The following is a 21,972-nucleotide window of genomic DNA, read 5'->3' on the forward strand; positions in this document are numbered from 1 at the left end:
CACCGTGCAGCAGACCCTGATCGTCGTGGGGGCCGTCCTCTGGGGCGCCGCCGCGGGCCTGCTGTCGCCGCGCGCCGTGTACCGCTTCTCCGTCCCGCCGGGCGAGCCGTGGCAGACCCGCTGCCCGAGCGGCGAGCACGAGGTCAAGGGATGGCTCGGCCCCTGGCCGGACGGCTGCGGGAACGAGGGGTACCGCAAGGGACGCGCGCTGCTCCTCACCCTCGTCACCGCCGCGGCCTGCGCCGCCCTCGCCACGGCCACGGGACCCCGGCCGGAACTCGCCGTGTGGCTGCTCCTCACCCCGCCCGCCGTCGTCCTCGCGGCCGTCGACTTCGCCGTGATGCGCCTGCCGGACGTCCTGACCCTGCCGATGGGCGCGGCCGCCCTCGCCCTGCTCGGCGTCGCCGCGGCCCTGCCGGACCACGGCGGCTCCTGGACGACCGCGGCGCTCGGCGCGCTCATCCTGAGCGGCGGGTACTTCGTGCTGTTCCTGATCAATCCGAACGGCATGGCGTTCGGCGATGTGAAGCTCGCGGTGGCGCTGGGCGCGGTCCTCGGCTGGTACGGCTGGGGCGTCCTGCTGCTCGGCACGTTCGCGGGCTTCGTCTTCGCGGGCGTGTACGGCGGCTGGCTCGTCGCCGTGCGCAAGGCGGGGCGCAGGACGGCGATCGCGTTCGGCCCGTTCCTGCTGGGCGGCACCTTCGCCGGTCTGCTGCTCGGCGCGTACGCGGCCTAGCCTGCGCACCGCGCCCCACGCGAGCCACGCGTACCGCACCCCGCCCGGCGCGAGCCGCCCACCCGCACGCCGTCCGGAGGCGCCCCGCTCCCCACCGCAAGAGGCCCAGGGGCCTGGCGTACGCTGAAGAGGATCTGTCCGCCCCATTTGGACCTTACGAAAGGGACGCCCCGGTGACCGAGAAGGCCGACCTTCAGTCCGTTCTCGACCGCGCCGCCGCCGGCGGACGGATCAGCGCCGAAGAGGCGCTCGACCTCTACCGCGACGCCCCGCTGCACGCGCTCGGCGCCGCCGCCGACGCCGTACGCCGCCGTCGCTACGCGGGCACCGAGCACATCGCGACGTACATCATCGAGCGGAACATCAACTACACGAACGTCTGTGTGACGGCGTGCAAGTTCTGCGCCTTCTACGCCGCCCCGAAGGACACCAAGAAGGGCTGGACCCGCGACCTCGACGACATCCTGCGCCGCTGCGCGGAGACGGTCGAGCTGGGCGGCACGCAGATCATGTTCCAGGGCGGCCACCACCCGGACTTCGGCGTCGAGTACTACGAGCACCACTTCAGCGCCATCAAGAAGGACTTCCCGCAGCTGGTCATCCACTCCCTCGGCGCGTCCGAGGTCGAGCACATGGCCCGCATCTCCAAGGTCTCCGTCGAGGAGGCGATCCAGCGGATCAACGCCGCCGGGCTCGACTCCTTCGCGGGCGCCGGCGCCGAGCTGCTGCCCGAGCGCCCCCGCAAGGCCATCGCCCCGCTCAAGGAGTCCGGCGAGCGCTGGCTGGAGATCATGGAGACGGCGCACGGCCTCGGCGTCGAGTCGACGTCCACGATGCTCATGGGCACCGGCGAGACCAACGCCGAGCGCATCGAGCACATCAGCATGATCCGCGACGTACAGGACCGGACGGGCGGCTTCCGCGCCTTCATCCCGTACACGTACCAGCCCGAGAACAACCACCTCAAGGGCCGCACGCAGGCCTCGATCTTCGAGTATCTGCGCATGATCGCCATCGCCCGGATCTTCCTCGACAACGTCGCGCACATCCAGGGCTCCTGGCTCACCACCGGCAAGGAGGCCGGCCAGCTCACCCTGCACTACGGCGCGGACGACCTCGGCTCGGTGATGCTGGAGGAGAACGTGGTCTCCTCCGCCGGTGCCAAGCACCGCTCCAACCTCGCCGAGATGATCGACATGATCCGTACGGCGGACCGCGTCCCGGCCCAGCGCGCCACGACGTACGAGCACCTCGTCGTCCACGACGACCCGGCGAACGACCCCGTCGACGCCCGCGTCGCCTCGCACATCTCCTCCACCGCGATCGAGGGCGGCACGGCCCACCCGGAGCTCAAGCTCCTGGCTGCGAACTGACGCCGTCTTGCTGACGGTTCACCGGGTACGCGGGGTCGCGGCCGCCGCGGGCGACATCGTCATCGGACACGCCGTCGTCGTCGACGGCGCCCGGTTCGCGGCCGTCGGGCCGTACGAGGAACTCCTCGCGGCGTACGAAGGGCGGGCCCGCGTCCGTGACTGGGGCGACGGGATCCTGACCCCGGGCCGCTTCGAGCCGGACGCCGTCGCCCTCCTGGAGTCCACGTACTGGCCCGACCCCCGCGAGGCCGAGGCCCTGGGCACCGAGCCCCTGACCGGCGAGGCCCTCACCGCCCTGGACATGCCGGAAACCCGCTGGGGCGCGAGCGCGAGACGGGGCGTGCAACGCCTGCTGGCGGAGGGCACCACAGCCTTGGCGGGCCCGTTCACGCACCCCGCGGTCCGCGCGGCCGTGGCCCGCTCCGGCCTGCGCACCCACCCGGTCGCGGCGCCCACGGCCGGGGGAGACGCGGACTTCGCCGTGACGACCCCGGACGGCACCTGCCTGGCGACGTCGATCGGCGGCCGCCTGGTCCACCGGCGCCGCTGAGGCGCCGGTCGAGATGGCGCCCCCCAAGGGGCGCGGGGAACTGCGCGAGCAACCCCGAACCAACCCGCACCCGCCAGAGCACCGCACACGGCAGACGCCCTCGCGGAGAAGCCCGCCGCAGGCGAAGCCCACCCCCAAGGAAGAAGCCCGGCCTGACACAATAGGCCGGGTGACCCGAGCTTCCCTGGACAAGCAGCCGCACGAAGTCGCCTCGATGTTCGACGACGTGGCGGAACGGTACGACCTGACCAACGACGTGATCTCGCTCGGCCAGGCCAGGCTCTGGCGCAAGGCGGTCGCGCAGGCGGTCGACGCGCGCCCCGCGCAGAAGGTCCTCGACCTCGCCGCGGGCACCGCCACCTCCTCGCAGCCCTTCGCGCAGGCGGGCGCGTACGTCGTCCCGTGCGACTTCTCGCTCGGCATGCTGAGCGTCGGCAAGCAGCGCCACCCGTGGATGCCGTTCACCGCGGGCGACGCGATGAAGCTGCCCTTCAAGGACGACACCTTCGACGCCGTCACGATCTCCTTCGGCCTGCGCAACGTCCAGGACACCGGCGCCGCGCTGCGCGAGATGTACCGCGTGACCCGGCCCGGCGGACGTGTCGTCATCTGCGAGTTCTCCGAGCCCACGTGGGGCCCGTTCCGCACGGTCTACATCGAGTACTTGATGCGCGCGCTGCCGCCCGTCGCGCGCACGGTCTGCACCAATCCGGACGCGTACGTCTACCTCGCCGAGTCCATCCGCACCTGGCCCAACCAGCCCGAACTCGCCGCCCTGTTGCAGGACGCGGGCTGGTCGAAGGTGGCCTACCGGAATCTCACGGGCGGAGTGGTCGCGCTGCACCGGGGGTTCAAGCCGAACTAGCCTCCGCGCAGGAGAGTTGACGGGAACCGTTCGCCGGAGAAGATGTGTCAGTTGATATGTCCCGGCCACTTGCCGTGGTCGGGGCGTGACGGTCGGCACACGCCGATCACGTCCCCTGATATATCTCCCCATAACGGAGCGTCCCGATGGCGTCGAACTGCCCCGACTGCGGGGCCCCAGCTCCCGACGAGGCCCGCTTCTGCATGAGATGCGGCCGCGAACGCACACCGGTTCCCGCGGAGCCGGAGGACGCGGTGCCGGAGGACGCGGTGCCGGAGGACGCGGTGCCGGAGGACGCGGTGCCGTCCGAGGCTCCTCCCTCTGACGAAGCCGTCAGCACCGAGAAGCGCGTCAGCACCGAGAAGCGCGTGAGCACCGAGAAGGCCGAGAAGCCCCTCAGCGTCGAAAAGGCCGACAAGCCCCTCAGCGTCGAAAAGGCCGACGAGGCCCCCAGCACAGAGAAGGCCGACAAGGCCGACAAGGCCATCAGTATCGACAAGGCGCCCCCGGCCGACGCACCCGAAGTCCCCGCTCACCCCGCGACCCTGGTGGTTCCCCCAGCCCCTGAGTCGCCCGCGGCCCCCGCTCCCGTCGCCCCGACGCCCCCGGCCGCGCCTCCGGCCCCGGCCGCCACCCCCGCTCCCGCGGCCCCGCCGCACACCCCGCCTCCGGCCGTCGCGCCGCTGGCCCCACCTCCGCCCGCCCCGCCGCCGGGCCCCGCCACGCCCTCGCCCGTGGGCGCCTTCATCGGGCGTGCCGTGCGCGGCGACTGGGCCGGGGCGGCGCAGGCCGCGCTCTGGCCGCTCGCGCTGTTGCTGATCACCGCCGCGGGGTGCGCCATCCCCACGTACGGCCAGGACAGCGACGACATCGTCGTCGGCTTCGCCGACCGGATGCGGATCTCGCTCGCGGCGGCGCTCCAGGCCGTGGGCGGCGACGTGACGCTGAGCGGCCGCGAGGAGCGGGGCTTCGACAGCTCCTCCTCGTCCTCCTCGTACCAGTCGTCGGAGTCCGTGGTCGACGGCACCGTCTCGGTGCATCTGGTCCCGCTGACGGTCACGGCGCTGTTCGTCGTCGCGCTGCTCATCGGCGTACGCATCCTCCACAACCGGCTGCGGCACCGCGCCGCCGCGTACGGCACGGGCGGTCCCGGTACGACGGCGGGGCTCGAAGCGGCTGTCCGCGTGGGTGTGTTGACGGCTCTGGGCGTCCTGGTGCTCGGTCTCTTCGCGCAGCCGGAGATCCGGGACGTCGAGGTGTCGTCGGCACCCTTCCTCGCCATGCTCGGCGCGCTCGGGCTCGCCCTCGTCGTGTCCGCCGGGGTCCTGCACCGCGACGACCTCGCGCACTGGCTGGCCGTGCGCCCCGGCGCGCAGTCGTTCGTGCGCGCCGCTGGTGTGACCCTGCGCGCGCTTGCCATCGTGCTCGTTCTCGCCTCCGCCGTCGGCTACTTCGCCTTCACCCAGATCGATGATCTGTCGGACGCGTCCGACACGCGCGACTCCGGCGTCTCGCCGTACCTCGTCGCGCTCCTGCTGCTGCCGAACCTCGGCATCGCGGCACTCGGCGTCGGCTGGGGCGCGCCGCTTGAGGCGGAGGCGGACGGGCGGCGCTCGGCGTACGGCGACGACTCCGAGACCCACTCCTTCGCGCTCTCCGAGCTCGGGGACCTGTTCAACTCCGGCGCGGTCGTGGGCGCGTTGGCCCTCGGTCTGGTGTGCGCGTTGACGATCGGTGTCCTCGCCGCCCGCCGGTGCGCGGGCCGGGGCGAGCAGATCCTGGCCGGAGGGCTTTTCTTCGGCCTGTACTTGCTGCTCGCCGCGATCGGCGGCTTCGGCGTGGAGACGTCCGCGAAGGAGGTCGGGTACGGCGGCGACTCCGCAACCGCCGGTCTCGAAGGCGGCGTGAGCCTGCCGGACGTGCTGCTGTTCGGGCTGCTGTGGGTGGCCGGTGCGATGGTCGTCGGGCCGCTGCTGGTGCGGATGGCCGGGCAGGGGGGCGGGGTGGGCGGGCCGCCGAATCCGCCTGGGCCGCCCGGGTCCGGGGGGACGCCTGGTCCCGGTGGGCAGTTCGGGTCCGGTGGGCTCGGTGCTCCGGCCGGTGGTCCCGGGCCCGTTCCCGACCCGCACGCCGCGCCGACCCAGAGCGGCATCCCGGCCCAAGGGCCCCCGGCTCCGGGCACCCCGCCCCATGGCACCCCGCCCCACGGCGCCGCCCCCACCCCGTACGACCCCCACGCCTTCCAGATCGGTCACCCGGGGGCACCCCGGCCCGGTCCCGGTGGGCCGCGCGGGCGGACCGGCGTCTGGGTGGCCACGCTCGTCGGCGCCCTCGTCATCGGCGGCGGCACCGCGGCCGGGCTGCTGATCTGGCAGGACGACGGCGGCGGCAAGGACGACGCCAAGGGCAAGAACGACAGCCCGGCCGTCAGCCGCACCGACGACACCGTCACGCCGCCCAGTTCGGAGCAGCCCACCGGCGACCCCGTCGGGCCCTCGACGCCCGGTCCGACGACGGACACCGGCGGCACGGAGGGGACCACGGCCGGGAGTTCGGCGGGGAGCACGGGCGGCGGGTCGGACGACAGTACCGACGACAGCCCCGTGCCCGCCGGTTCGGAGCGGGTGACCGACACGAAGGGCTTCTCGTTCGCCGTGCCCGACGGCTGGAGCCGTGAGCGCGGCGACAACCCGACCCAGATCACGTACGCGGGTCTGACCGGCCCGGAGAACTTCCAGATCGGCGTCATCGACAACGCCGACTACACCTCGTACGGAAACATGAAGAACATGGAGGAGCACGCCAAGAAGGACCCGGACAAGTCGGACTACCGTCGCCTCCGTCTGGAGGACACCACCTTCCAGGGGCGCCCGGCCGCGGTCTGGGAGTACACGTACAAGGACCGCGCCGACCGTACGATCCACGCGATCGACCACAGCTACATCGCGGACAACGGCACCGAGTACGCCCTCCAGCTCTCCTGGCGCGAGGACTTCTGGCCCGCCGGGCACGGCGCGAAGACGCACCAGACGGCGCTGGACACCTGGCACCTCACCGGATAGGGCTCCGGCGCACGGAGATCGAGGCGGCGCGCACCCCGGGGTGCGCGCCGCCTCAGCCGCTTCCGGTGCTTCCGACGCCTACTTCCGGCTGACCCGGCTCGTCCAGCTCCCGCCGCAACCCGCCACCGGGCGGGCCCGGGTGCCGCGGTTCGCGCACGCCCGCGCCGCCCCCGCCCTCGTGCGGCCCGAGGTCGAACCACACCGTCACGACGGCTCCGCGCGGGACCTCGGCGTCGGGCGGTGGGTACTGGCGTACGACGTAGTCGATGACCAGGTCGCGGAAGCCGGGCCGGTCCGGGGCCGTGAGCACCACGCCGTGCTCGGCGGCCGTCTCGCGCGCGTCCATCGCCATCAGCCCGACGAAGCGCGGTACGCGCACCGGCGGCCCGGCGGGCCCGGGTGTATTCAGCACAGGCGTCACCCCCAGCGGTATGGGCAGGGTAACTCCGGCACGCGCGAGGGCAACCCCGGCCGGGGCGCGCGCTACAGCGTGAGCCGGTAGCAGTACGCCGTCACGCCCGTGCTGGGCGACGTGAACGTCTCCGCCCGCTCCATGCCGAGGCGCCGCGCGACCGCCATGGACCGCTCGTTGCGTATGTCGATCATCGCGACCACCGACCGCACGCCCGCCGCCCGCACCCGCTCCAGGGTCGCTCGGGCCGCCGCGGTCGCGTAGCCGTGCCCCCACGCCGCGCGCGCGAGCCGCCAGCCGATCTCGATCTCGCCCGTCGGCCCCCACTCCCGGGGCCACGGCATGGCCCCGGCGAAGCCCACCGGATCGCCCCCGGGGTCGAGCAACGTCCACAGACAGAAGCCCAGTTCCGCGTCGTGTCTGCGCTGCCGCGCGGTCAGCTCCTCGTACGTGGACCGCTCCGAGCTCCAGCCGCCGACGAACTGCATGACCTCCGGGTCGTCGAAGAGGCGGTGCCAGACGAAGGCGTCCTCGTCGGTCGGGACGCGCAGCCGGACGGCCGGGCCCGGGGCGCCCGGGGCGCCCGCGTCGTTCAGGGGGCTCGCGTCGCCCAAGGGGCCCGCTTCGCTCACGTCGCTCACATCGCTCACAAGTGGCCCTTCGCCTGGTTGATCGGTACCGCCTCATAGACTGCCCATATCCCGTGCCGGTCGGCACACAGATTTCGAGCCTTGGGGAGAACCCGCCGTGACCGAGCCCCTCTCCGAACACACCGCTGACGTCATCGTCGTCGGGGCCGGGCCAGCCGGTTCGACCACGGCGTACTACCTGGCGAAGGCCGGCCTCGACGTACTCCTCCTCGAAAAGACCGCGTTCCCGCGGGAGAAGGTCTGCGGTGACGGGCTCACGCCCCGCGCCACCAAGCAGCTCGTGTCGATGGGCATCGACATCTCCGAAGAGGCGGGCTGGCTGCGGAACAAAGGGCTCCGCATCATCGGGGGCGGCGTACGGCTCCAACTGGATTGGCCGGATCTCGCCTCTTACCCGGACTACGGCCTGGTCCGCAAACGCGACGACTTCGACGAGCAGCTCGCCCGGCAGGCGCAGAAGGCGGGCGCCCGGCTGCACGAGCGCTGCAACGTGGGCGCCCCGATCATCGACGACCGCACCGGCCGCATCACCGGCGTGCACGCCAAGCTCGGCGAGGACAAGACGCCGGTGACCTTCCACGCGCCGCTGGTCGTGGCCGCGGACGGCAACTCCACGCGCCTGTCGCTCGCGATGGGCCTGCACCGCCGCGAGGACCGCCCGATGGGCGTCGCCGTGCGCACGTACTTCACCTCGCCGCGCCACGACGACGACTATCTGGAGTCCTGGCTGGAGCTGTGGGACCGCCGCGGCGCCCAGGACCGGCTCCTGCCCGGCTACGGCTGGATCTTCGGCATGGGCGACGGTACGTCGAATGTCGGCCTCGGCGTCCTGAACACCTCGGCCGCCTTCAAGGAGCTCGACTGGCGCGAGATCCTCAAGGCCTGGTGCGCCTCGATGCCCGAGGACTGGGGCTACACCCCCGAGAACATGACGATGCCCATCCGCGGCGCCGCCCTGCCGATGGCCTTCAACCGCCAGCCGCACTACACCAAGGGCCTCCTGCTCGTCGGCGACGCGGGCGGCCTCGTCAACCCGTTCAACGGCGAGGGCATCGCGTACGCCATGGAGTCCGGCCAGATCGCGGCCGACGTCATCGTGCAGGCCCACGCCCGCGCCACGCCCGCCCAGCGCGAACTGGCCCTCCAGGACTACCCGAAGACGCTCAAGGAGGTCTACGGCGGCTACTACACGCTCGGCCGCGCCTTCGTGAAGCTCATCGGCAACCCGAAGGTCATGAAGATCGCCACCCAGCGGGGCCTCACCCACCCGATGCTGATGAAGTTCACCCTGAAGATGCTGGCGAACCTCACGGACCCGCGGGGCGGCGACGCGATGGACCGCATCATCAACGGCCTCAGCAAGGTAGCCCCCAAGGCCTGACCGGGCCCCTGGGCCCCGCGTGGACGCGCGTGGGGCCCAGGGAGCACAGGGAGCCCCTGGGCCCCACCGGTGCCGCACGTCGAACCGGTGCCGCACGTCGAAGGGCCGGAACCCCGCTGGGGGTTCCGGCCCTTCGCGCGTACGTCGTACGCGAAAGCGTCAGAGGACGCGCACCGCTCCCGAAGCCGGGTAGCCCGACAGGTCCTGGATCACGACGCCCTTGCTGGGGTTCGCGGCGTCCAGGTACTGGCCGTTGCCGATGTAGACACCGACGTGGTACGCGGAGCCCGCGCCGCCCCAGTAAAGGATGTCGCCCACCTGGATGTTGGAGAGCGAGACCGGCGTGCCGGCCGTCGACTGCGCCTGGGAGACGCGCGGCAGGTCGACGCCGACCTGCTTGAACGCGGCCTGGACGAGGCTGGAGCAGTCCCACGCGTTCGGGCCCGAGGCACCCATGACGTACGCGTCGCCGAGCTGCGCCTTCAGGAAGCTGATGACGGTCGAGACGCTGCCGCTGGAGGGCGTGGAGGCGTTGGAGGACGACGAGCCCGCGGAGGAGCCGCCGCCGGAGGAGGAGGGCGCGGAGGACGTGCTGAGCTGGGTGCGCTCGGAGTCCCGCGCGGCGCGCTCCTGCGCGGCCTTGCGCTTGGCCTCGGCGTCGGCCTTCTTCTTGGCCTCCGCCTTCTTCTTGGCCTCGGCCTGGTCCTTGGCCGCCTGCTTGGCGGCCTTCACCGCTGCGGCGTCCTGCTGGGCGCGAGCCTCGTAGCTGTCGGCGGTCTGGGCCGTCGCGTCAGCGGACTGGGCGATCTGCGCGGACAGATCGGCGGTCAGGGTGGGCAGCTCGATGGTCTCGGTCACCGGCTCGGCGGCGTTCGCCGTACCAGCGGCGGCGGCCACTGCCAGGGTGCTGAGGACGCCACCGGCAACTCCGGCGCGCAGAGCCATCTTCGACGCGCTGCGGCGGGGCTTCCGGTGGCTGGGTATGTGAGCGGTGTGGGACATGAGAACAACCGCTATCAGGGACACCCGGTTCCCTTCAAGAAACGTGTGCTGCGCCACAGTTGCCCGGCGCGCGGCTGAATCCCGGGCGTGTCGCATCTTATTGACGCCGTAACGGGCAATGCGGACAGTCGTGATCACGCCTGTGATCATGGGTTTTCCGCATTACGTCCGAATTGCCCGTGGACTACCACCCCCTATACCGGTTGGCCAAGCCCGGTTGTTTGGCCGGTAGTTCGCGTGTGGCGCAGGTCACCTCGGGTGGCTCGATGAGCCTCCCCGAGACCTCACCGAGACCGGGCCGAGATCTTCCGCTCGCACATCGGTGCCGCCTACCCCTCTCGCGCTCACGTGCACGCGCGCGCGGTGAGGCGCGTGCGCGCGTACGTGATGAGGCGCGTGCGCGTGTACGTGGTGAAGCTGACGCCGACGCCCTCGCGCGCGCGGCTGACGCGGTGCCCGACTCGTGAATCGATGCACACGTCCACACTCGTCCACATCTCTGCCGCCAAAGTGTGAACGCGCTCCTCTATCAAGCGCTCGCGTCCAGCACCAATTTGCCTGTAGCGGCCATCTCTTGATAGTGCAACCCCGCCTCGACCAGGCCTTACGCGCCAGGATGTCACCTCTGGTGATCACTCAGGCGCTTCGCGTACGAAGATCACCGCTCATCCGACTTCATGATCCTTCGTCAGGTGGTGGAGATCACAAAGCCGTTGTCGTACCCCGTGTCGCAGATCACAGACCGGCAGGCATAAGATGCGGGGCAGTTGGGCTTGTGACCTGCTTCACATGTAAGCGATCTTCGCGTGCGAGTGATCTTCGCGAGCCCGATGCAACCGCCAGCAGTCAGTGCCGACTGAGAGGAGCGAGGAGCGGTGAACGCCTATGCGCCCATCCTCGTACTGGGAGCCCTCGGGGCAGGCTTTGCGATCTTCTCCGTGGTCATGGCCACGCTTATCGGTCCAAAGCGGTACAACCGCGCGAAGCTCGAGGCCTACGAATGCGGGATCGAGCCGACCCCCACGCCGGCCGGCGGCGGGCGCTTCCCCATCAAGTACTACCTGACGGCGATGCTCTTCATCGTCTTCGACATCGAGATCGTCTTTCTCTATCCCTGGGCCGTCACCTTCGACGCCCTGGGGATCTTCGGGCTCGTGGAGATGCTGCTCTTCGTGCTCACCGTCTTCGTCGCCTACGCGTACGTCTGGCGGCGCGGCGGTCTGGAATGGGACTGAGGAGCCACTGAGCATGGGACTCGAAGAGAAACTCCCGAGCGGATTCCTGCTGACCACCGTCGAGCAGGCCGCAGGGTGGGTGCGCAAGTCATCCGTCTTCCCCGCCACGTTCGGCCTCGCGTGCTGCGCCATCGAGATGATGACGACCGGCGCCGGGCGCTACGACCTGGCGCGCTTCGGCATGGAGGTCTTCCGCGGCTCGCCGCGGCAGGCGGACCTGATGATCGTGGCCGGGCGCGTGAGCCAGAAGATGGCGCCCGTCCTGCGCCAGGTCTACGACCAGATGCCGAACCCCAAGTGGGTCATCTCCATGGGGGTCTGCGCCTCGTCGGGCGGGATGTTCAACAACTACGCGATCGTGCAGGGCGTGGACCACGTCGTCCCGGTCGACATCTATCTGCCCGGCTGTCCGCCCCGGCCCGAGATGCTGATGGACGCGATCCTCAAGCTGCACCAGAAGATCCAGACCTCCAAGCTCGGTGTGAACGCCGAGGAAGCGGCCCGCGAGGCGGAGGAGGCGGCTCTCAAGGCCCTCCCCACCATTGAGATGAAGGGTCTGCTGCGGTGAGCGACGCGCACGTGAACGGCACCGGCGAGCACCCCGAGGGCACGGTGCCCGCCCCCCGTGACACCTCCGGCGACGTCATCGGCGTCCGCAGGGGCATGTTCGGCGCCGACAACGGCGGCGACACCTCCGGGTACGGCGGCCTCGTCCGCACCATCACGCTGCCCGGCGCCTCCTCGCGCCCCTACGGCGGCTGGTTCGACGAGGTGGCCGACGAGCTCGAAGGCGCCCTGGAGGAACAGGGGCTCGTCCCCGAGAACGCCATCGAGAAGACGGTCGTCGACCGCGGCGAGCTGACCTTCCACATCGCCCGCGAGCACCTCCTGCGGGTCGCGCGAACCCTGCGCGACGACCCGGCGCTGCGCTTCGAGCTGTGCACCGGCGTCAGCGGCGTGCACTTCCTGGAGGACAAGGGCCGCGAGCTGCACGCCGTCTACCACCTGCGCTCGATCACCCACAACCGCCTGATCCGCATCGAGGTCAGCGCCCCGGACGCCGATCCGCACGTCCCCTCGCTGGTCGCCGTCTATCCGACGAACGACTGGCACGAGCGCGAGACGTACGACTTCTTCGGGCTGATCTTCGACGGCCACCCGGCCCTCACGCGGATCATGATGCCGGACGACTGGCAGGGCTTCCCCCAGCGCAAGGACTACCCACTCGGCGGCATCCCCGTCGAATACAAGGGCGCCCAGATCCCGGCTCCGGACCAGCGGAGGTCGTACTCGTGACTGCCCACCCGTCTCCCGGCCACCACCCCTCAACGACTCCCTTCGGGAGGCCCCTGTGACGCACTCAGCTCCCCACGCAACCCCCCGCGCCACGACGGAAGGCACCGTCTACACCGTCACCGGCGGCGACTGGGACGAGGTCGTCCAGTCCGCGGCCAAGGCCGACGACGAGCGCATCATCGTCAACATGGGTCCGCAGCACCCCTCCACCCACGGCGTGCTCCGGCTCATCCTGGAGATCGAGGGCGAGACGGTCTCCGAGGCCCGCTGCGGCATCGGCTATCTGCACACGGGCATCGAGAAGAACCTGGAGTACCGCACCTGGACCCAGGGCACCACGTTCGTCACGCGCATGGACTATCTGACGCCGTTCTTCAACGAGACGGCGTACTGCCTGGGCGTGGAGAAGCTGCTCGGCATCGAGGACCAGATCCCCGACCGCGCCACGATCCTCCGGGTGCTCCTGATGGAGCTGAACCGGATGTCCTCGCACCTGGTCTGCATCGCCACCGGCGGCATGGAACTCGGCGCGACGACGATCATGATCTACGGCTTCCGCGATCGTGAACTCATTCTCGACATCTACGAGCTGATCACCGGCCTGCGCATGAACCACGCGTACATCCGGCCCGGCGGACTCGCCCAGGACCTGCCGCCCGGCGCGGTGGACCAGATCCGCGAGTTCGTGAAGAAGATGCACAAGAACCTTCCGGAGTACGACAAGCTCGCCACCGGAAACCCCATCTTCAAGGCCCGCATGCAGGACGTCGGCTACCTCGACCTGTCCGGCTGCATGGCCCTCGGCGCCACCGGCCCGGTCCTGCGCTCGGCCGGCCTCCCGCACGACCTGCGCAAGTCCGAGCCCTACTGCGGCTACGAGACGTACGACTTCGACGTCCCCACCGCCGACACCTGCGACTCCTACGGGCGCTTCCTGATCCGCCTGGAGGAGATGCGCCAGTCGCTGCGCATCGTCGAGCAGTGCTTGGACCGCCTGGAGCCGGGCCCGGTCATGGTCGCCGACAAGAAGATCGCCTGGCCCGCCCAGCTGGCCCTCGGCCCCGACGGCCTCGGCAACTCGCTCGACCACATCAAGAAGATCATGGGTACCTCCATGGAGGCCCTGATCCACCACTTCAAGCTGGTGACGGAGGGCTTCCGGGTGCCGCCCGGCCAGGCCTACACCGCCGTCGAGTCGCCCAAGGGCGAACTGGGCGTGCATGTCGTCTCCGACGGCGGCACCCGCCCCTACCGGGTCCACTTCCGCGACCCGTCCTTCACCAATCTGCAGGCCATGGCGGCGATGTGCGAAGGCGGCCAGGTCGCCGACGTCATCGTCGCCGTCGCGTCCATCGACCCCGTGATGGGAGGCGTCGACCGGTGACCACCAGTTCCCCCGAGGGCGTCAGCCTGGGCATGCCCCAACTGCCCCCGCCGGACTACCCGGACGATGTCCGCGCCCGCCTCGAAGCGGACGCGCGCGAGGTCATCTCCCGCTACCCGGACTCCCGCTCGGCGCTCCTTCCGCTGCTGCACCTGGTGCAGTCGGAGGAAGGCCATGTGACCCGCACCGGCATGCAGTTCTGCGCGGACATGCTGAACCTGACCACCGCGGAGGTGACGGCGGTCGCGACCTTCTACACCATGTACCGCCGGGGGCCCTCCGGCGACTACCAGGTCGGCGTCTGCACCAACACGCTGTGCGCGGTCATGGGCGGCGACGCCATCTTCGAGGCCCTCCAGGAGCACCTGGGCGTCGGCAACGGCGAGACCACCGACGACGGCAAGGTGACGCTCGAGCACATCGAGTGCAACGCCGCCTGCGACTTCGCCCCCGTGGTGATGGTCAACTGGGAGTTCTTCGACAACCAGACCCCGGGCAGCGCCAAGCGCCTCGTCGACGACCTGCGCTCCGGCGCCCCGGTCGAGCCGACCCGCGGCGCCCCCCTGTGCACCTTCAAGGAGACGGCCCGGATCCTCGCGGGCTTCCCCGACGAGCGCCCCGGCGCCGTCGAGGCGACCGGCGGCGCGGGCCCCGCCTCACTGATCGGACTGCGCCTGGCCAAGGGCGAGGCGCTCCCCGCGCGCGTGGTCCACCCGCGTGCGGGCGGACCGGAGAGCACCCAGCCGCACGACCCGTCTCCCAGCGAGCACCTCAGCTCGCACGACGCGCCGCAAGAGACCTCGGCATCCGACCCGGCCCACCCGGCCGGACCGAGCGCCGAGGAGGGGGAGTGATGACGTTGGCCGCCGAGATCGACAACGAGACCAGCCCGGAGAAGCTGCTCGCGCCCGTCCTCTCCGCCTTCTGGGACGAGGACAAGTCCTGGACGCTGGACACCTACCGCCGCCACGACGGCTACGAGGGGCTGCGCAAGGCCCTCGCCATGGCCCCGGACGACCTGATCGCCTATGTGAAGGACTCGGGCCTGCGCGGCCGCGGCGGCGCGGGCTTCCCCACCGGAATGAAGTGGCAGTTCATTCCGCAGGGCGACGGCAAACCGCACTATCTAGTTGTCAACGCCGACGAGTCGGAGCCAGGGACCTGCAAGGACATCCCGCTCCTCTTCGCGAACCCGCACAGCCTCATCGAGGGCATCGTGATCGCCTGCTACGCGATCCGTTCTTCGCATGCGTTCATCTATCTGCGGGGTGAAGTCGTCCCCGTGCTGCGGAGGCTGCACGAGGCCGTCCGTGAGGCCTACGCGGCGGGCTATCTCGGCAAGAACGTCCTCGGCAGCGGACTCGACCTCGAACTCACCGTGCACGCGGGCGCGGGCGCGTACATCTGTGGTGAGGAGACCGCGCTGCTCGACTCGCTGGAAGGCCGCCGTGGCCAGCCGCGACTCCGTCCCCCTTTCCCTGCGGTCGCGGGCCTCTACGCATGCCCCACTGTTGTCAACAACGTCGAGTCCATCGCGTCGGTTCCCGCGATCCTGAATCGCGGAAAAGACTGGTTCAAGTCGATGGGCAGCGAGAAGTCGCCCGGCTTCACGCTCTATTCGCTCAGCGGGCACGTCACCTCGCCCGGCCAGTACGAGGCGCCGCTCGGCATCACGCTGCGTCAGCTCCTCGACATGAGCGGCGGCATGCGGGCGGGCCACCGCCTCAAGTTCTGGACGCCCGGCGGCTCTTCGACGCCGATGTTCACCGACGAGCACCTCGATGTGCCGCTCGACTACGAGGGCGTGGGAGCCGCCGGATCCATGCTCGGCACCAAGGCCCTGCAGTGCTTCGACGAGACGACCTGCGTGGTGCGGGCCGTGACGCGCTGGACCGAGTTCTACGCCCACGAGTCCTGCGGCAAGTGCACGCCCTGCCGCGAAGGGACGTACTGGCTCGTGCAGTTGCTGCGCGACATCGAGGCGGGCAAGGGCGTCATGTCCGACCTCGACAAGCTGAACGACATCGCCGACAACATCAACGGCAAGTCCTTCTGCGCCCTCGGTGACGGCGCCGCCTCGCCGATCTTCTCCTCGCTGCAGTACTTCCGCGAGGAGTACGAGCAGCACATCACCGGCCGGGGCTGCCCCTTCGACCCCGCCAAGTCCACGCTCTGGGCCGACCGCGGCCGGTCCGACACCCACACGGAGGTGAACGCATGACAGTGACCACCAACAGCGCTCCCTCCGGGGGCGGGGAAGCGGCCGTTCCGCCCGAGGACCTGGTCTCGCTGACGATCGACGGCATCGAGATCAGCGTCCCCAAGGGCACCCTGGTGATCCGCGCCGCCGAACTCCTCGGCATCGAGATCCCGCGTTTCTGCGACCACCCGCTGCTCGACCCCGCCGGTGCCTGCCGCCAGTGCATCGTCGAGGTCGAGGGCCAGCGCAAGCCGATGGCCTCCTGCACCATCACCTGCACCGACGGCATGGTGGTGAAGTCGCAGCTGACGTCGCCGGTCGCCGAGAAGGCGCAGCGCGGTGTGATGGAGCTGCTGCTCATCAACCACCCGCTGGACTGCCCGGTCTGCGACAAGGGCGGCGAGTGCCCGCTGCAGAACCAGGCCATGCAGGTCGGCGACCCGGACTCGCGGTTCGAGGGCAAGAAGCGCACGTACGAGAAGCCCGTGCCGATCTCCACACAGGTGCTCCTCGACCGTGAGCGGTGCGTGCTGTGCGCGCGCTGCACCCGCTTCTCCAACCAGATCGCGGGCGACCCGATGATCGAGCTGATCGAGCGCGGCGCGCTCCAGCAGGTCGGCACGGGCGACGGTGACCCCTTCGAGTCGTACTTCTCCGGGAACACCATCCAGATCTGCCCGGTGGGCGCGCTCACCTCGCACGCGTACCGCTTCCGGTCGCGCCCCTTCGACCTGGTGTCGTCGCCGTCGGTGTGCGAGCACTGCGCGGGCGGCTGCGCGACGCGGACGGACCACCGGCGCGGCAAGGTGATGAGGCGGCTCGCGCAGGACGACCCCGAGGTCAACGAGGAGTGGATCTGCGACAAGGGGCGCTTCGGCTTCCGGTACGCACAGAAGCCGGACCGGCTGACGACGCCGCTGGTGCGGGACGCCGACTCCGGAGAGCTCGTTCCGGCTTCGTGGCCCGAGGCGCTGGAGACGGCGGCCAAGGGGCTCGCTGCCGCCCGCGGGCGGGCCGGAGTGCTGACCGGCGGACGGCTCACCGTGGAGGACGCCTACGCGTACAGCAAGTACGCGCGCGTGGCGCTCGGTACGAACGACATCGACTTCCGCGCGCGGGTGCACAGCAGTGAGGAGGCCGACTTCCTCGCGGCGCGTGTCGCCGGGCGCGGCCGGGACCTCGACGGCACCGGCGTCACGTACAGCACGCTGGAGAAGGCCCCGGCCGTGCTGCTCGTCGGGATGGAGTCCGAGGAGGAGGCGCCCGGCGTCTTCCTGCGGCTGCGCAAGGCCTGGCGCAAGCACGGCCAGCGCACCTTCTCGCTCGCCACGTACGCAACCCGCGGCCTGGAGAAGGCCGGTGGCACGCTGCTTCCGGCCGCGCCGGGCACCGAGACCGAGTGGCTGGACGCGCTCGCCGCGGGCGTGGGCCTGGCGGACGACGGCGCGAAGGCCGCCGAGGCGCTGCGCTCCGAAGGCGCCGTGATCGTGGTCGGGGAGCGCCTCGCGGCGGTACAGGGCGGGCTCACCGCCGCCGTGCGGGCCGCGTCCGCGACCGGCGCCCAGCTGGTGTGGATTCCGCGCCGCGCGGGCGAGCGCGGGGCCATCGAGGCGGGCGCCGTGCCGTCGCTGCTCCCGGGCGGCCGTCCGGCCACCGACCCGCGCGCGCGGGACGAGGTCGCGGGCGCCTGGGGCGTCGCCGAACTCCCGCACCGCTACGGCCGGGACACCGGCCAGATCATCGAGGCCGCCGCGACCGGCGAACTGGGCGCGCTGCTCGTCGCGGGCGTGGACGTCGCCGACCTGCCCGACCCGGCACGCGCGCGTGCCGCACTCGACGAGGTCGGCTTCCTGGTCTCCCTGGAGCTGCGCCCGAGCGAGGTGACGGAACGTGCCGACGTGGTCCTTCCGGTGGCCGCCGTCGCCGAGAAGCCGGGCACGTTCCTCAACTGGGAGGGCAGGGCCCGGCTTTTCGAGGCCGCGCTGAAGCCGGACCAGATGACCCGCAAGTCGTCCCCGGCGGACGCCCGTGTCCTGCACATGCTGGCCGACGCGGGCGACATCCACCTGGGCCTGCCCGACCTGCTGACCATCCGGCGCGAGCTGGACCGGCTCGGCGGCTGGGACGGCCCGCACGCCACGGAGCCCCTGGAGACCGGCGCTCAGCCGCCCCGGCCCGCCGCCGGTGAGGCCGTCCTCGCGGGCCACCGGCTGCTGCTCGACCAGGGCCGCCTCCAGGAGGGCGACGACGCGCTCGCGGGCACGCGGCACGCGGCCGTGGCCCGGCTGTCGGCGGCCACCGCGGCCGAGATCGGCGTCAAGGGCGGCGACACGCTCACCGTCACCGGCCCGGCGGGCGCGACCACGCTGCCGCTCCTGGTCACCCAGATGCCCGATCGGGTGGTCTGGCTCCCGCTGAACTCGACCGGGGGAGGCGTCACTTCGGACACCGGCGCCCGCCCGGGCGATCTGGTCCGTGTCGGCCCGGCCGGCCTTCTGGCCCCCGCCGAGGCCACGGAGGTGACGTCGTGATGCTGCAGGCAGTGCACACCGCGCAGGCATCGGTGCCGCTCGCGGCCGAGGACCTGTCGATGTTCGGCAGGGACCCCTGGTGGCTGATCGGCCTGAAGGCCGTCTTCTGCTTCGCGTTCCTGATGGTGATGGTGCTGTTCTCCATCGTGTGGGAGCGCAAGGTCGTCGCCTGGATGCAGTTGCGCATCGGCCCGAACCGGCACGGCCCCTGGGGCATGCTCCAGTCACTCGCCGACGGCATCAAGCTGATGCTCAAGGAAGACCTGGTCGTCAAGCGCGCGGACAAGGTGGTCTACATCCTCGCGCCGGTCGTCGCCGCCATCCCGGCCTTCATGGCGATCGCGGTGATCCCCTTCGGGCCCGCGGGCAACGAAGTGTCGATCTTCGGACACCGCACCACGATGCAGCTCACCGACCTGCCGATCGCGATGCTCTACATCCTCGCGGTCGCCTCGGTCGGTATCTACGGCATCGTGCTCGCGGGCTGGAGCTCCGGCTCCACGTACCCGCTGCTCGGCGGCCTCCGCTCGTGCGCGCAGATGATCTCCTACGAGATCGCGATGGGCGCCGCGTTCGCCTCCGTCTTCCTGTACTCCGGATCGATGTCGACGTCGCGGATCGTCGAGGCGCAGGAGGGCCGCTGGTACGTCCTGCTGCTCCCGGTCTCGTTCCTGATCTACATCGTGACGATGATCGGTGAGACCAACCGCGCCCCGTTCGACATGCCCGAGTCCGAGGGCGACCTGGTCGGCGGCTTCAACACCGAGTACTCGTCGATCAAGTTCGCGATCTTCATGCTCGCCGAGTACATCAACATGATCACCGTCTCGGCCGTGTCCGTGACGCTCTTCCTGGGCGGCTGGCGGGCTCCTTGGCCGATCAGCACCTTCTGGGAGGGCGCGAACCACGGCTGGTGGCCGATGGCCTGGTTCGTGCTCAAGGTCCAACTGCTGCTGTTCTTCTTCATCTGGCTGCGCGGCACGCTGCCCCGCGTGCGCTACGACCAGCTGATGAAGCTCGGCTGGAAGGTCCTCATCCCGGTGTCGGTGGTGTGGCTGATGCTCGTCGCCACGGTGCGGGCGCTGCGCAACGAGGACTACGACTTCAGCGAGATCGCGCTCTACGTAGGCGGCGGAGTGCTCGCCCTGTTGTTGCTCTCCGTACTCATCGACATCTTCCGCGACAAGCGCGAGAAGCAGCAGGCGGCCGAGGACTCCGAGTCCGAGGCGTCCGGTGCCTTCGACCCGATGGCCGGGGGATTCCCGGTGCCGCCGCTGCCCGGACAGACCCTGCCACCGGTGCCGCGCCGACGCTCGCGCCAGGAGCGGGAGTTGATTGTCAGTGGTGGGCCCGATACTCAAAGTGACGGAAAGGAGGCGTCCGATGGCTGAGCAGTCGAACATGCCGGACCGGCCGAAGCACTCGCAGCTGCCCGAGCAGCAGCAGGCGGCCGACCCGCAGCAGTCGAACCAGTCCAACCAGGGGTTCCAGAACCCCGTCGCGGGCTTCGGCGTGACCTTCAAGGCCATGTTCAAGAAGCGGCTGACCGAGCAGTATCCGGAGCAGCAGAAGACCACCGCACCCCGGTTCCACGGCCGGCACCAGCTCAACCGCCATCCGGACGGCCTGGAGAAATGCGTCGGCTGCGAGCTGTGCGCCTGGGCCTGTCCCGCGGACGCCATCTACGTGGAGGGCGCGGACAACACCGAAGAGGAGCGTTATTCCCCGGGCGAGCGGTACGGCCGCGTCTACCAGATCAACTACGCCCGCTGCATCCTCTGCGGCCTGTGCATCGAGGCGTGCCCCACGCGCGCGCTGACGATGACGAACGAATTCGAGCTCGCCGACAGCAGCCGCGAGAACCTGATCTACACCAAGGAGCAGCTGCTCGCCGGCCTCGAAGAGGACATGGTCGACTCGCCGCACGCGATCTACCCCGGCATGGACGAGGGCGACTACTACCGCGGTCTGGTCACCCAGGCCGCGCCGGGCACGGTGCCCCAAGTGGCCGTCTCCAAGGGCGAGAAGCCCGCCTCCGGAGAAGGCGCCGCCGAGGGATCCGGCTCCGGCGAAGGGGCCGGGGCCTCGCGCGAGCAGGGGGTGGGCGCATGACCGCCCTCGCGGCCTACACCACCTCCACCGGCGAGGCCTTCCAGTTCTGGGTGCTCGGCACGGTCGCCGTGATCGGCGCGCTGTGCACGATCCTCATGCGCAAGGCGGTGCACAGCGCGCTCTGTCTCGCCGGAACCATGATCATCCTTGCGGTGTTCTACCTGGCCAACGGCGCGTACTTCCTGGGCATCGTCCAGATCGTCGTCTACACCGGCGCGATCATGATGCTGTTCCTCTTCGTGGTCATGCTCGTCGGCGTCACCGCCGCCGACTCCCTCAAGGAGACCATCAAGGGGCAGCGCTGGCTGGCGGCCCTGTGCGGATTCGGCTTCGCCATCCTGCTGTTCGCGGGCATCGGCAACGCCTCCCTGAAGGACTTCAACGGCCTGGCCAAGGCGAACGCGAACGGCAACGTGGAGGGCCTCGCGGCCCTCATCTTCACGAAGTACGTCTTCGCCTTCGAGATCACCGGCGCCCTGCTGATCACGGCGACGGTCGGCGCGATGGTCCTCACCCACCGCGAGCGCACGGAGCGCGCCAAGACGCAGCGCGAGCGCGCCGAGGAGCGCGTGCGCGAGGGCAAGCACCTGCCGCCGCTGCCCGCCCCGGGTGTGTACGCCCGGCACAACGCGGTGGACATCGCGGGCCTGCTCCCGGACGGCACCCCCTCGGAGCTCACGGTCAACCAGACGCTGCGTGAGCGCGGCCAGATCCGCGACGTCTCCAGCGAGGCGCTGAACGACCTGCGGGCCCTGGAGCAGCGCGCCTCGGACCGCCTGGAGCGGCCAGGACCGCTCCGTACGGACAGCGGCAGGACCGGCGAGTCCGCGTCCGACCCGGTCGCCGCGGCGGCGGGCGAGCAGACCGAGGAGGCGTCGAAGTGAATCCCGTCAACTACCTGTATCTGGCGGCCCTGCTGTTCGCGATCGGCGCCACCGGCGTGCTGATCCGGCGGAACGTGATCGTCGTCTTCATGTGCGTCGAGCTGATGCTGAACGCCTGCAACCTCGCGTTCGTCGCCTTCGCCCGACTGCACGGCAACTTGGACGGCCAGATCATCGCCTTCTTCACGATGGTCGTCGCGGCGGCGGAGGTCGTGGTCGGGCTCGCGATCATCGTGTCGCTGTTCCGCTCCCGTCACTCGGCCTCGGTCGACGACGCCAGCCTGATGAAGCTGTAAGGG

21 protein-coding genes are annotated in these 21,972 nt (G+C 70.6%); 17 read left to right on the forward strand and 4 right to left on the reverse strand.

The annotated features are described in order from the left end of the window. Positions 1–4 precede the first annotated feature (4 nt). The 5 genes from ACZ6AA_RS00705 to ACZ6AA_RS00725 all read left to right on the forward strand — a co-directional run bounded on the left by ACZ6AA_RS00705 (position 5) and on the right by ACZ6AA_RS00725 (position 6,586). Positions 5–736, forward strand: coding sequence for a prepilin peptidase (locus ACZ6AA_RS00705; protein WP_468450511.1), 732 nt, complete (start codon positions 5–7; stop codon positions 734–736). Positions 737–909: 173 nt separating this feature from the next. Continuing rightward, a complete protein-coding gene (mqnC, locus tag ACZ6AA_RS00710; RefSeq protein ID WP_468450513.1) occupies positions 910–2,109 on the forward strand; it encodes a cyclic dehypoxanthinyl futalosine synthase in 1,200 nt (399 codons plus the stop codon). Between the two features lie 7 nt (positions 2,110–2,116). After that, entirely contained in the window at positions 2,117–2,659 is a 543-nt protein-coding gene (locus ACZ6AA_RS00715) for an imidazolonepropionase-like domain-containing protein (RefSeq protein WP_471455681.1), read from the forward strand. Positions 2,660–2,828: 169 nt separating this feature from the next. After that, positions 2,829–3,524, forward strand: coding sequence for a demethylmenaquinone methyltransferase (locus ACZ6AA_RS00720; protein ID WP_468450517.1), 696 nt, complete (start codon positions 2,829–2,831; stop codon positions 3,522–3,524). A gap of 146 nt (positions 3,525–3,670) precedes the next feature. Beyond that, positions 3,671–6,586, forward strand: coding sequence for a zinc-ribbon domain-containing protein (locus ACZ6AA_RS00725; protein ID WP_471455682.1), 2,916 nt, complete (start codon positions 3,671–3,673; stop codon positions 6,584–6,586). Positions 6,587–6,638: 52 nt separating this feature from the next. Here the strand turns inward: ACZ6AA_RS00725 and ACZ6AA_RS00730 are convergent, their stop codons facing one another. Continuing rightward, complete coding sequence (locus ACZ6AA_RS00730; RefSeq protein ID WP_468450521.1) at positions 6,639–6,998, reverse strand: PASTA domain-containing protein; 360 nt, start codon at positions 6,996–6,998, stop codon at positions 6,639–6,641. A 71-nt stretch (positions 6,999–7,069) separates the two neighbouring features. Next, positions 7,070–7,594, reverse strand: a complete 525-nt coding sequence (locus ACZ6AA_RS00735) for a GNAT family N-acetyltransferase (protein ID WP_468451678.1) — start codon at positions 7,592–7,594, stop codon at positions 7,070–7,072. 151 nt (positions 7,595–7,745) lie between these two features. Between ACZ6AA_RS00735 and ACZ6AA_RS00740 the strand changes: the two genes are divergently transcribed. Then, positions 7,746–9,029, forward strand: coding sequence for a geranylgeranyl reductase family protein (locus ACZ6AA_RS00740; protein ID WP_468450523.1), 1,284 nt, complete (start codon positions 7,746–7,748; stop codon positions 9,027–9,029). A gap of 159 nt (positions 9,030–9,188) precedes the next feature. Here the strand turns inward: ACZ6AA_RS00740 and ACZ6AA_RS00745 are convergent, their stop codons facing one another. Next, entirely contained in the window at positions 9,189–10,031 is an 843-nt protein-coding gene (locus tag ACZ6AA_RS00745; protein WP_468450525.1) for a C40 family peptidase, read from the reverse strand. 344 nt (positions 10,032–10,375) lie between these two features. Continuing rightward, complete coding sequence (locus ACZ6AA_RS00750) at positions 10,376–10,540, reverse strand: hypothetical protein (protein ID WP_471455683.1); 165 nt, start codon at positions 10,538–10,540, stop codon at positions 10,376–10,378. A gap of 366 nt (positions 10,541–10,906) precedes the next feature. On the opposite strand from ACZ6AA_RS00750, the gene ACZ6AA_RS00755 reads away from it, so the two are divergent. Genes ACZ6AA_RS00755 through nuoK form a run of 11 tightly spaced genes read left to right on the forward strand, consistent with a single transcriptional unit; the run spans position 10,907 to position 21,969 of the window. Continuing rightward, on the forward strand, positions 10,907–11,266 hold the full coding sequence (locus ACZ6AA_RS00755) for an NADH-quinone oxidoreductase subunit A (RefSeq protein ID WP_003992243.1): 360 nt from the start codon (positions 10,907–10,909) through the stop codon (positions 11,264–11,266). 13 nt (positions 11,267–11,279) lie between these two features. Further along, positions 11,280–11,834 carry a NuoB/complex I 20 kDa subunit family protein gene (locus tag ACZ6AA_RS00760; RefSeq protein WP_016640165.1) on the forward strand — a complete coding sequence of 185 codons (555 nt, stop codon included), beginning with the start codon at positions 11,280–11,282 and terminating at the stop codon, positions 11,832–11,834. Further along, positions 11,831–12,562, forward strand: a complete 732-nt coding sequence (locus ACZ6AA_RS00765; protein WP_468450529.1) for an NADH-quinone oxidoreductase subunit C — start codon at positions 11,831–11,833, stop codon at positions 12,560–12,562. The genes ACZ6AA_RS00760 and ACZ6AA_RS00765 overlap by 4 nt, the downstream gene beginning before the upstream one ends. 55 nt (positions 12,563–12,617) lie before the next feature. Further along, entirely contained in the window at positions 12,618–13,946 is a 1,329-nt protein-coding gene (locus tag ACZ6AA_RS00770) for an NADH-quinone oxidoreductase subunit D (protein WP_468450531.1), read from the forward strand. Continuing rightward, on the forward strand, positions 13,943–14,800 hold the full coding sequence (gene nuoE / locus ACZ6AA_RS00775) for an NADH-quinone oxidoreductase subunit NuoE (protein WP_468450533.1): 858 nt from the start codon (positions 13,943–13,945) through the stop codon (positions 14,798–14,800). The genes ACZ6AA_RS00770 and nuoE overlap by 4 nt, the downstream gene beginning before the upstream one ends. Next, positions 14,800–16,167 carry an NADH-quinone oxidoreductase subunit NuoF gene (gene nuoF, locus ACZ6AA_RS00780; protein ID WP_468480352.1) on the forward strand — a complete coding sequence of 456 codons (1,368 nt, stop codon included), beginning with the start codon at positions 14,800–14,802 and terminating at the stop codon, positions 16,165–16,167. Before nuoE ends, nuoF begins: the two co-directional genes overlap by 1 nt. Continuing rightward, on the forward strand, positions 16,164–18,677 hold the full coding sequence (locus tag ACZ6AA_RS00785) for an NADH-quinone oxidoreductase subunit G (RefSeq protein ID WP_468450537.1): 2,514 nt from the start codon (positions 16,164–16,166) through the stop codon (positions 18,675–18,677). Before nuoF ends, ACZ6AA_RS00785 begins: the two co-directional genes overlap by 4 nt. Beyond that, on the forward strand, positions 18,677–20,068 hold the full coding sequence (nuoH, locus tag ACZ6AA_RS00790; RefSeq protein WP_468480579.1) for an NADH-quinone oxidoreductase subunit NuoH: 1,392 nt from the start codon (positions 18,677–18,679) through the stop codon (positions 20,066–20,068). Before ACZ6AA_RS00785 ends, nuoH begins: the two co-directional genes overlap by 1 nt. After that, entirely contained in the window at positions 20,061–20,789 is a 729-nt protein-coding gene (nuoI, locus tag ACZ6AA_RS00795) for an NADH-quinone oxidoreductase subunit NuoI (protein WP_468450539.1), read from the forward strand. Before nuoH ends, nuoI begins: the two co-directional genes overlap by 8 nt. Beyond that, entirely contained in the window at positions 20,786–21,673 is an 888-nt protein-coding gene (locus ACZ6AA_RS00800) for an NADH-quinone oxidoreductase subunit J (RefSeq protein WP_468450541.1), read from the forward strand. Before nuoI ends, ACZ6AA_RS00800 begins: the two co-directional genes overlap by 4 nt. Continuing rightward, positions 21,670–21,969: an NADH-quinone oxidoreductase subunit NuoK gene (gene nuoK / locus ACZ6AA_RS00805; RefSeq protein ID WP_030359114.1), complete on the forward strand. Its 300-nt coding sequence runs from the start codon at positions 21,670–21,672 to the stop codon at positions 21,967–21,969. Before ACZ6AA_RS00800 ends, nuoK begins: the two co-directional genes overlap by 4 nt. Positions 21,970–21,972 lie beyond the last annotated feature (3 nt).

The organism is Streptomyces sp. NPDC040610, assembly GCF_055594065.1.

Excerpts from the sequence above, each read along its gene's own strand:
- ACZ6AA_RS00760 (WP_016640165.1), top strand. The coding sequence starts at position 11,280 with ATGGGACTCGAAGAGAAACTCCCGAGCGGATTCCTGCTGACCACCGTC.
- nuoF (WP_468480352.1), top strand. The coding sequence starts at position 14,800 with ATGACGTTGGCCGCCGAGATCGACAACGAGACCAGCCCGGAGAAGCTG.
- ACZ6AA_RS00785 (WP_468450537.1), top strand. The coding sequence starts at position 16,164 with ATGACAGTGACCACCAACAGCGCTCCCTCCGGGGGCGGGGAAGCGGCC.
- ACZ6AA_RS00745 (WP_468450525.1), bottom strand. The coding sequence starts at position 10,031 with ATGTCCCACACCGCTCACATACCCAGCCACCGGAAGCCCCGCCGCAGC.
- nuoH (WP_468480579.1), top strand. The coding sequence starts at position 18,677 with ATGCTGCAGGCAGTGCACACCGCGCAGGCATCGGTGCCGCTCGCGGCC.
- nuoI (WP_468450539.1), top strand. The coding sequence starts at position 20,061 with ATGGCTGAGCAGTCGAACATGCCGGACCGGCCGAAGCACTCGCAGCTG.
- ACZ6AA_RS00800 (WP_468450541.1), top strand. The coding sequence starts at position 20,786 with ATGACCGCCCTCGCGGCCTACACCACCTCCACCGGCGAGGCCTTCCAG.
- ACZ6AA_RS00725 (WP_471455682.1), top strand. The coding sequence starts at position 3,671 with ATGGCGTCGAACTGCCCCGACTGCGGGGCCCCAGCTCCCGACGAGGCC.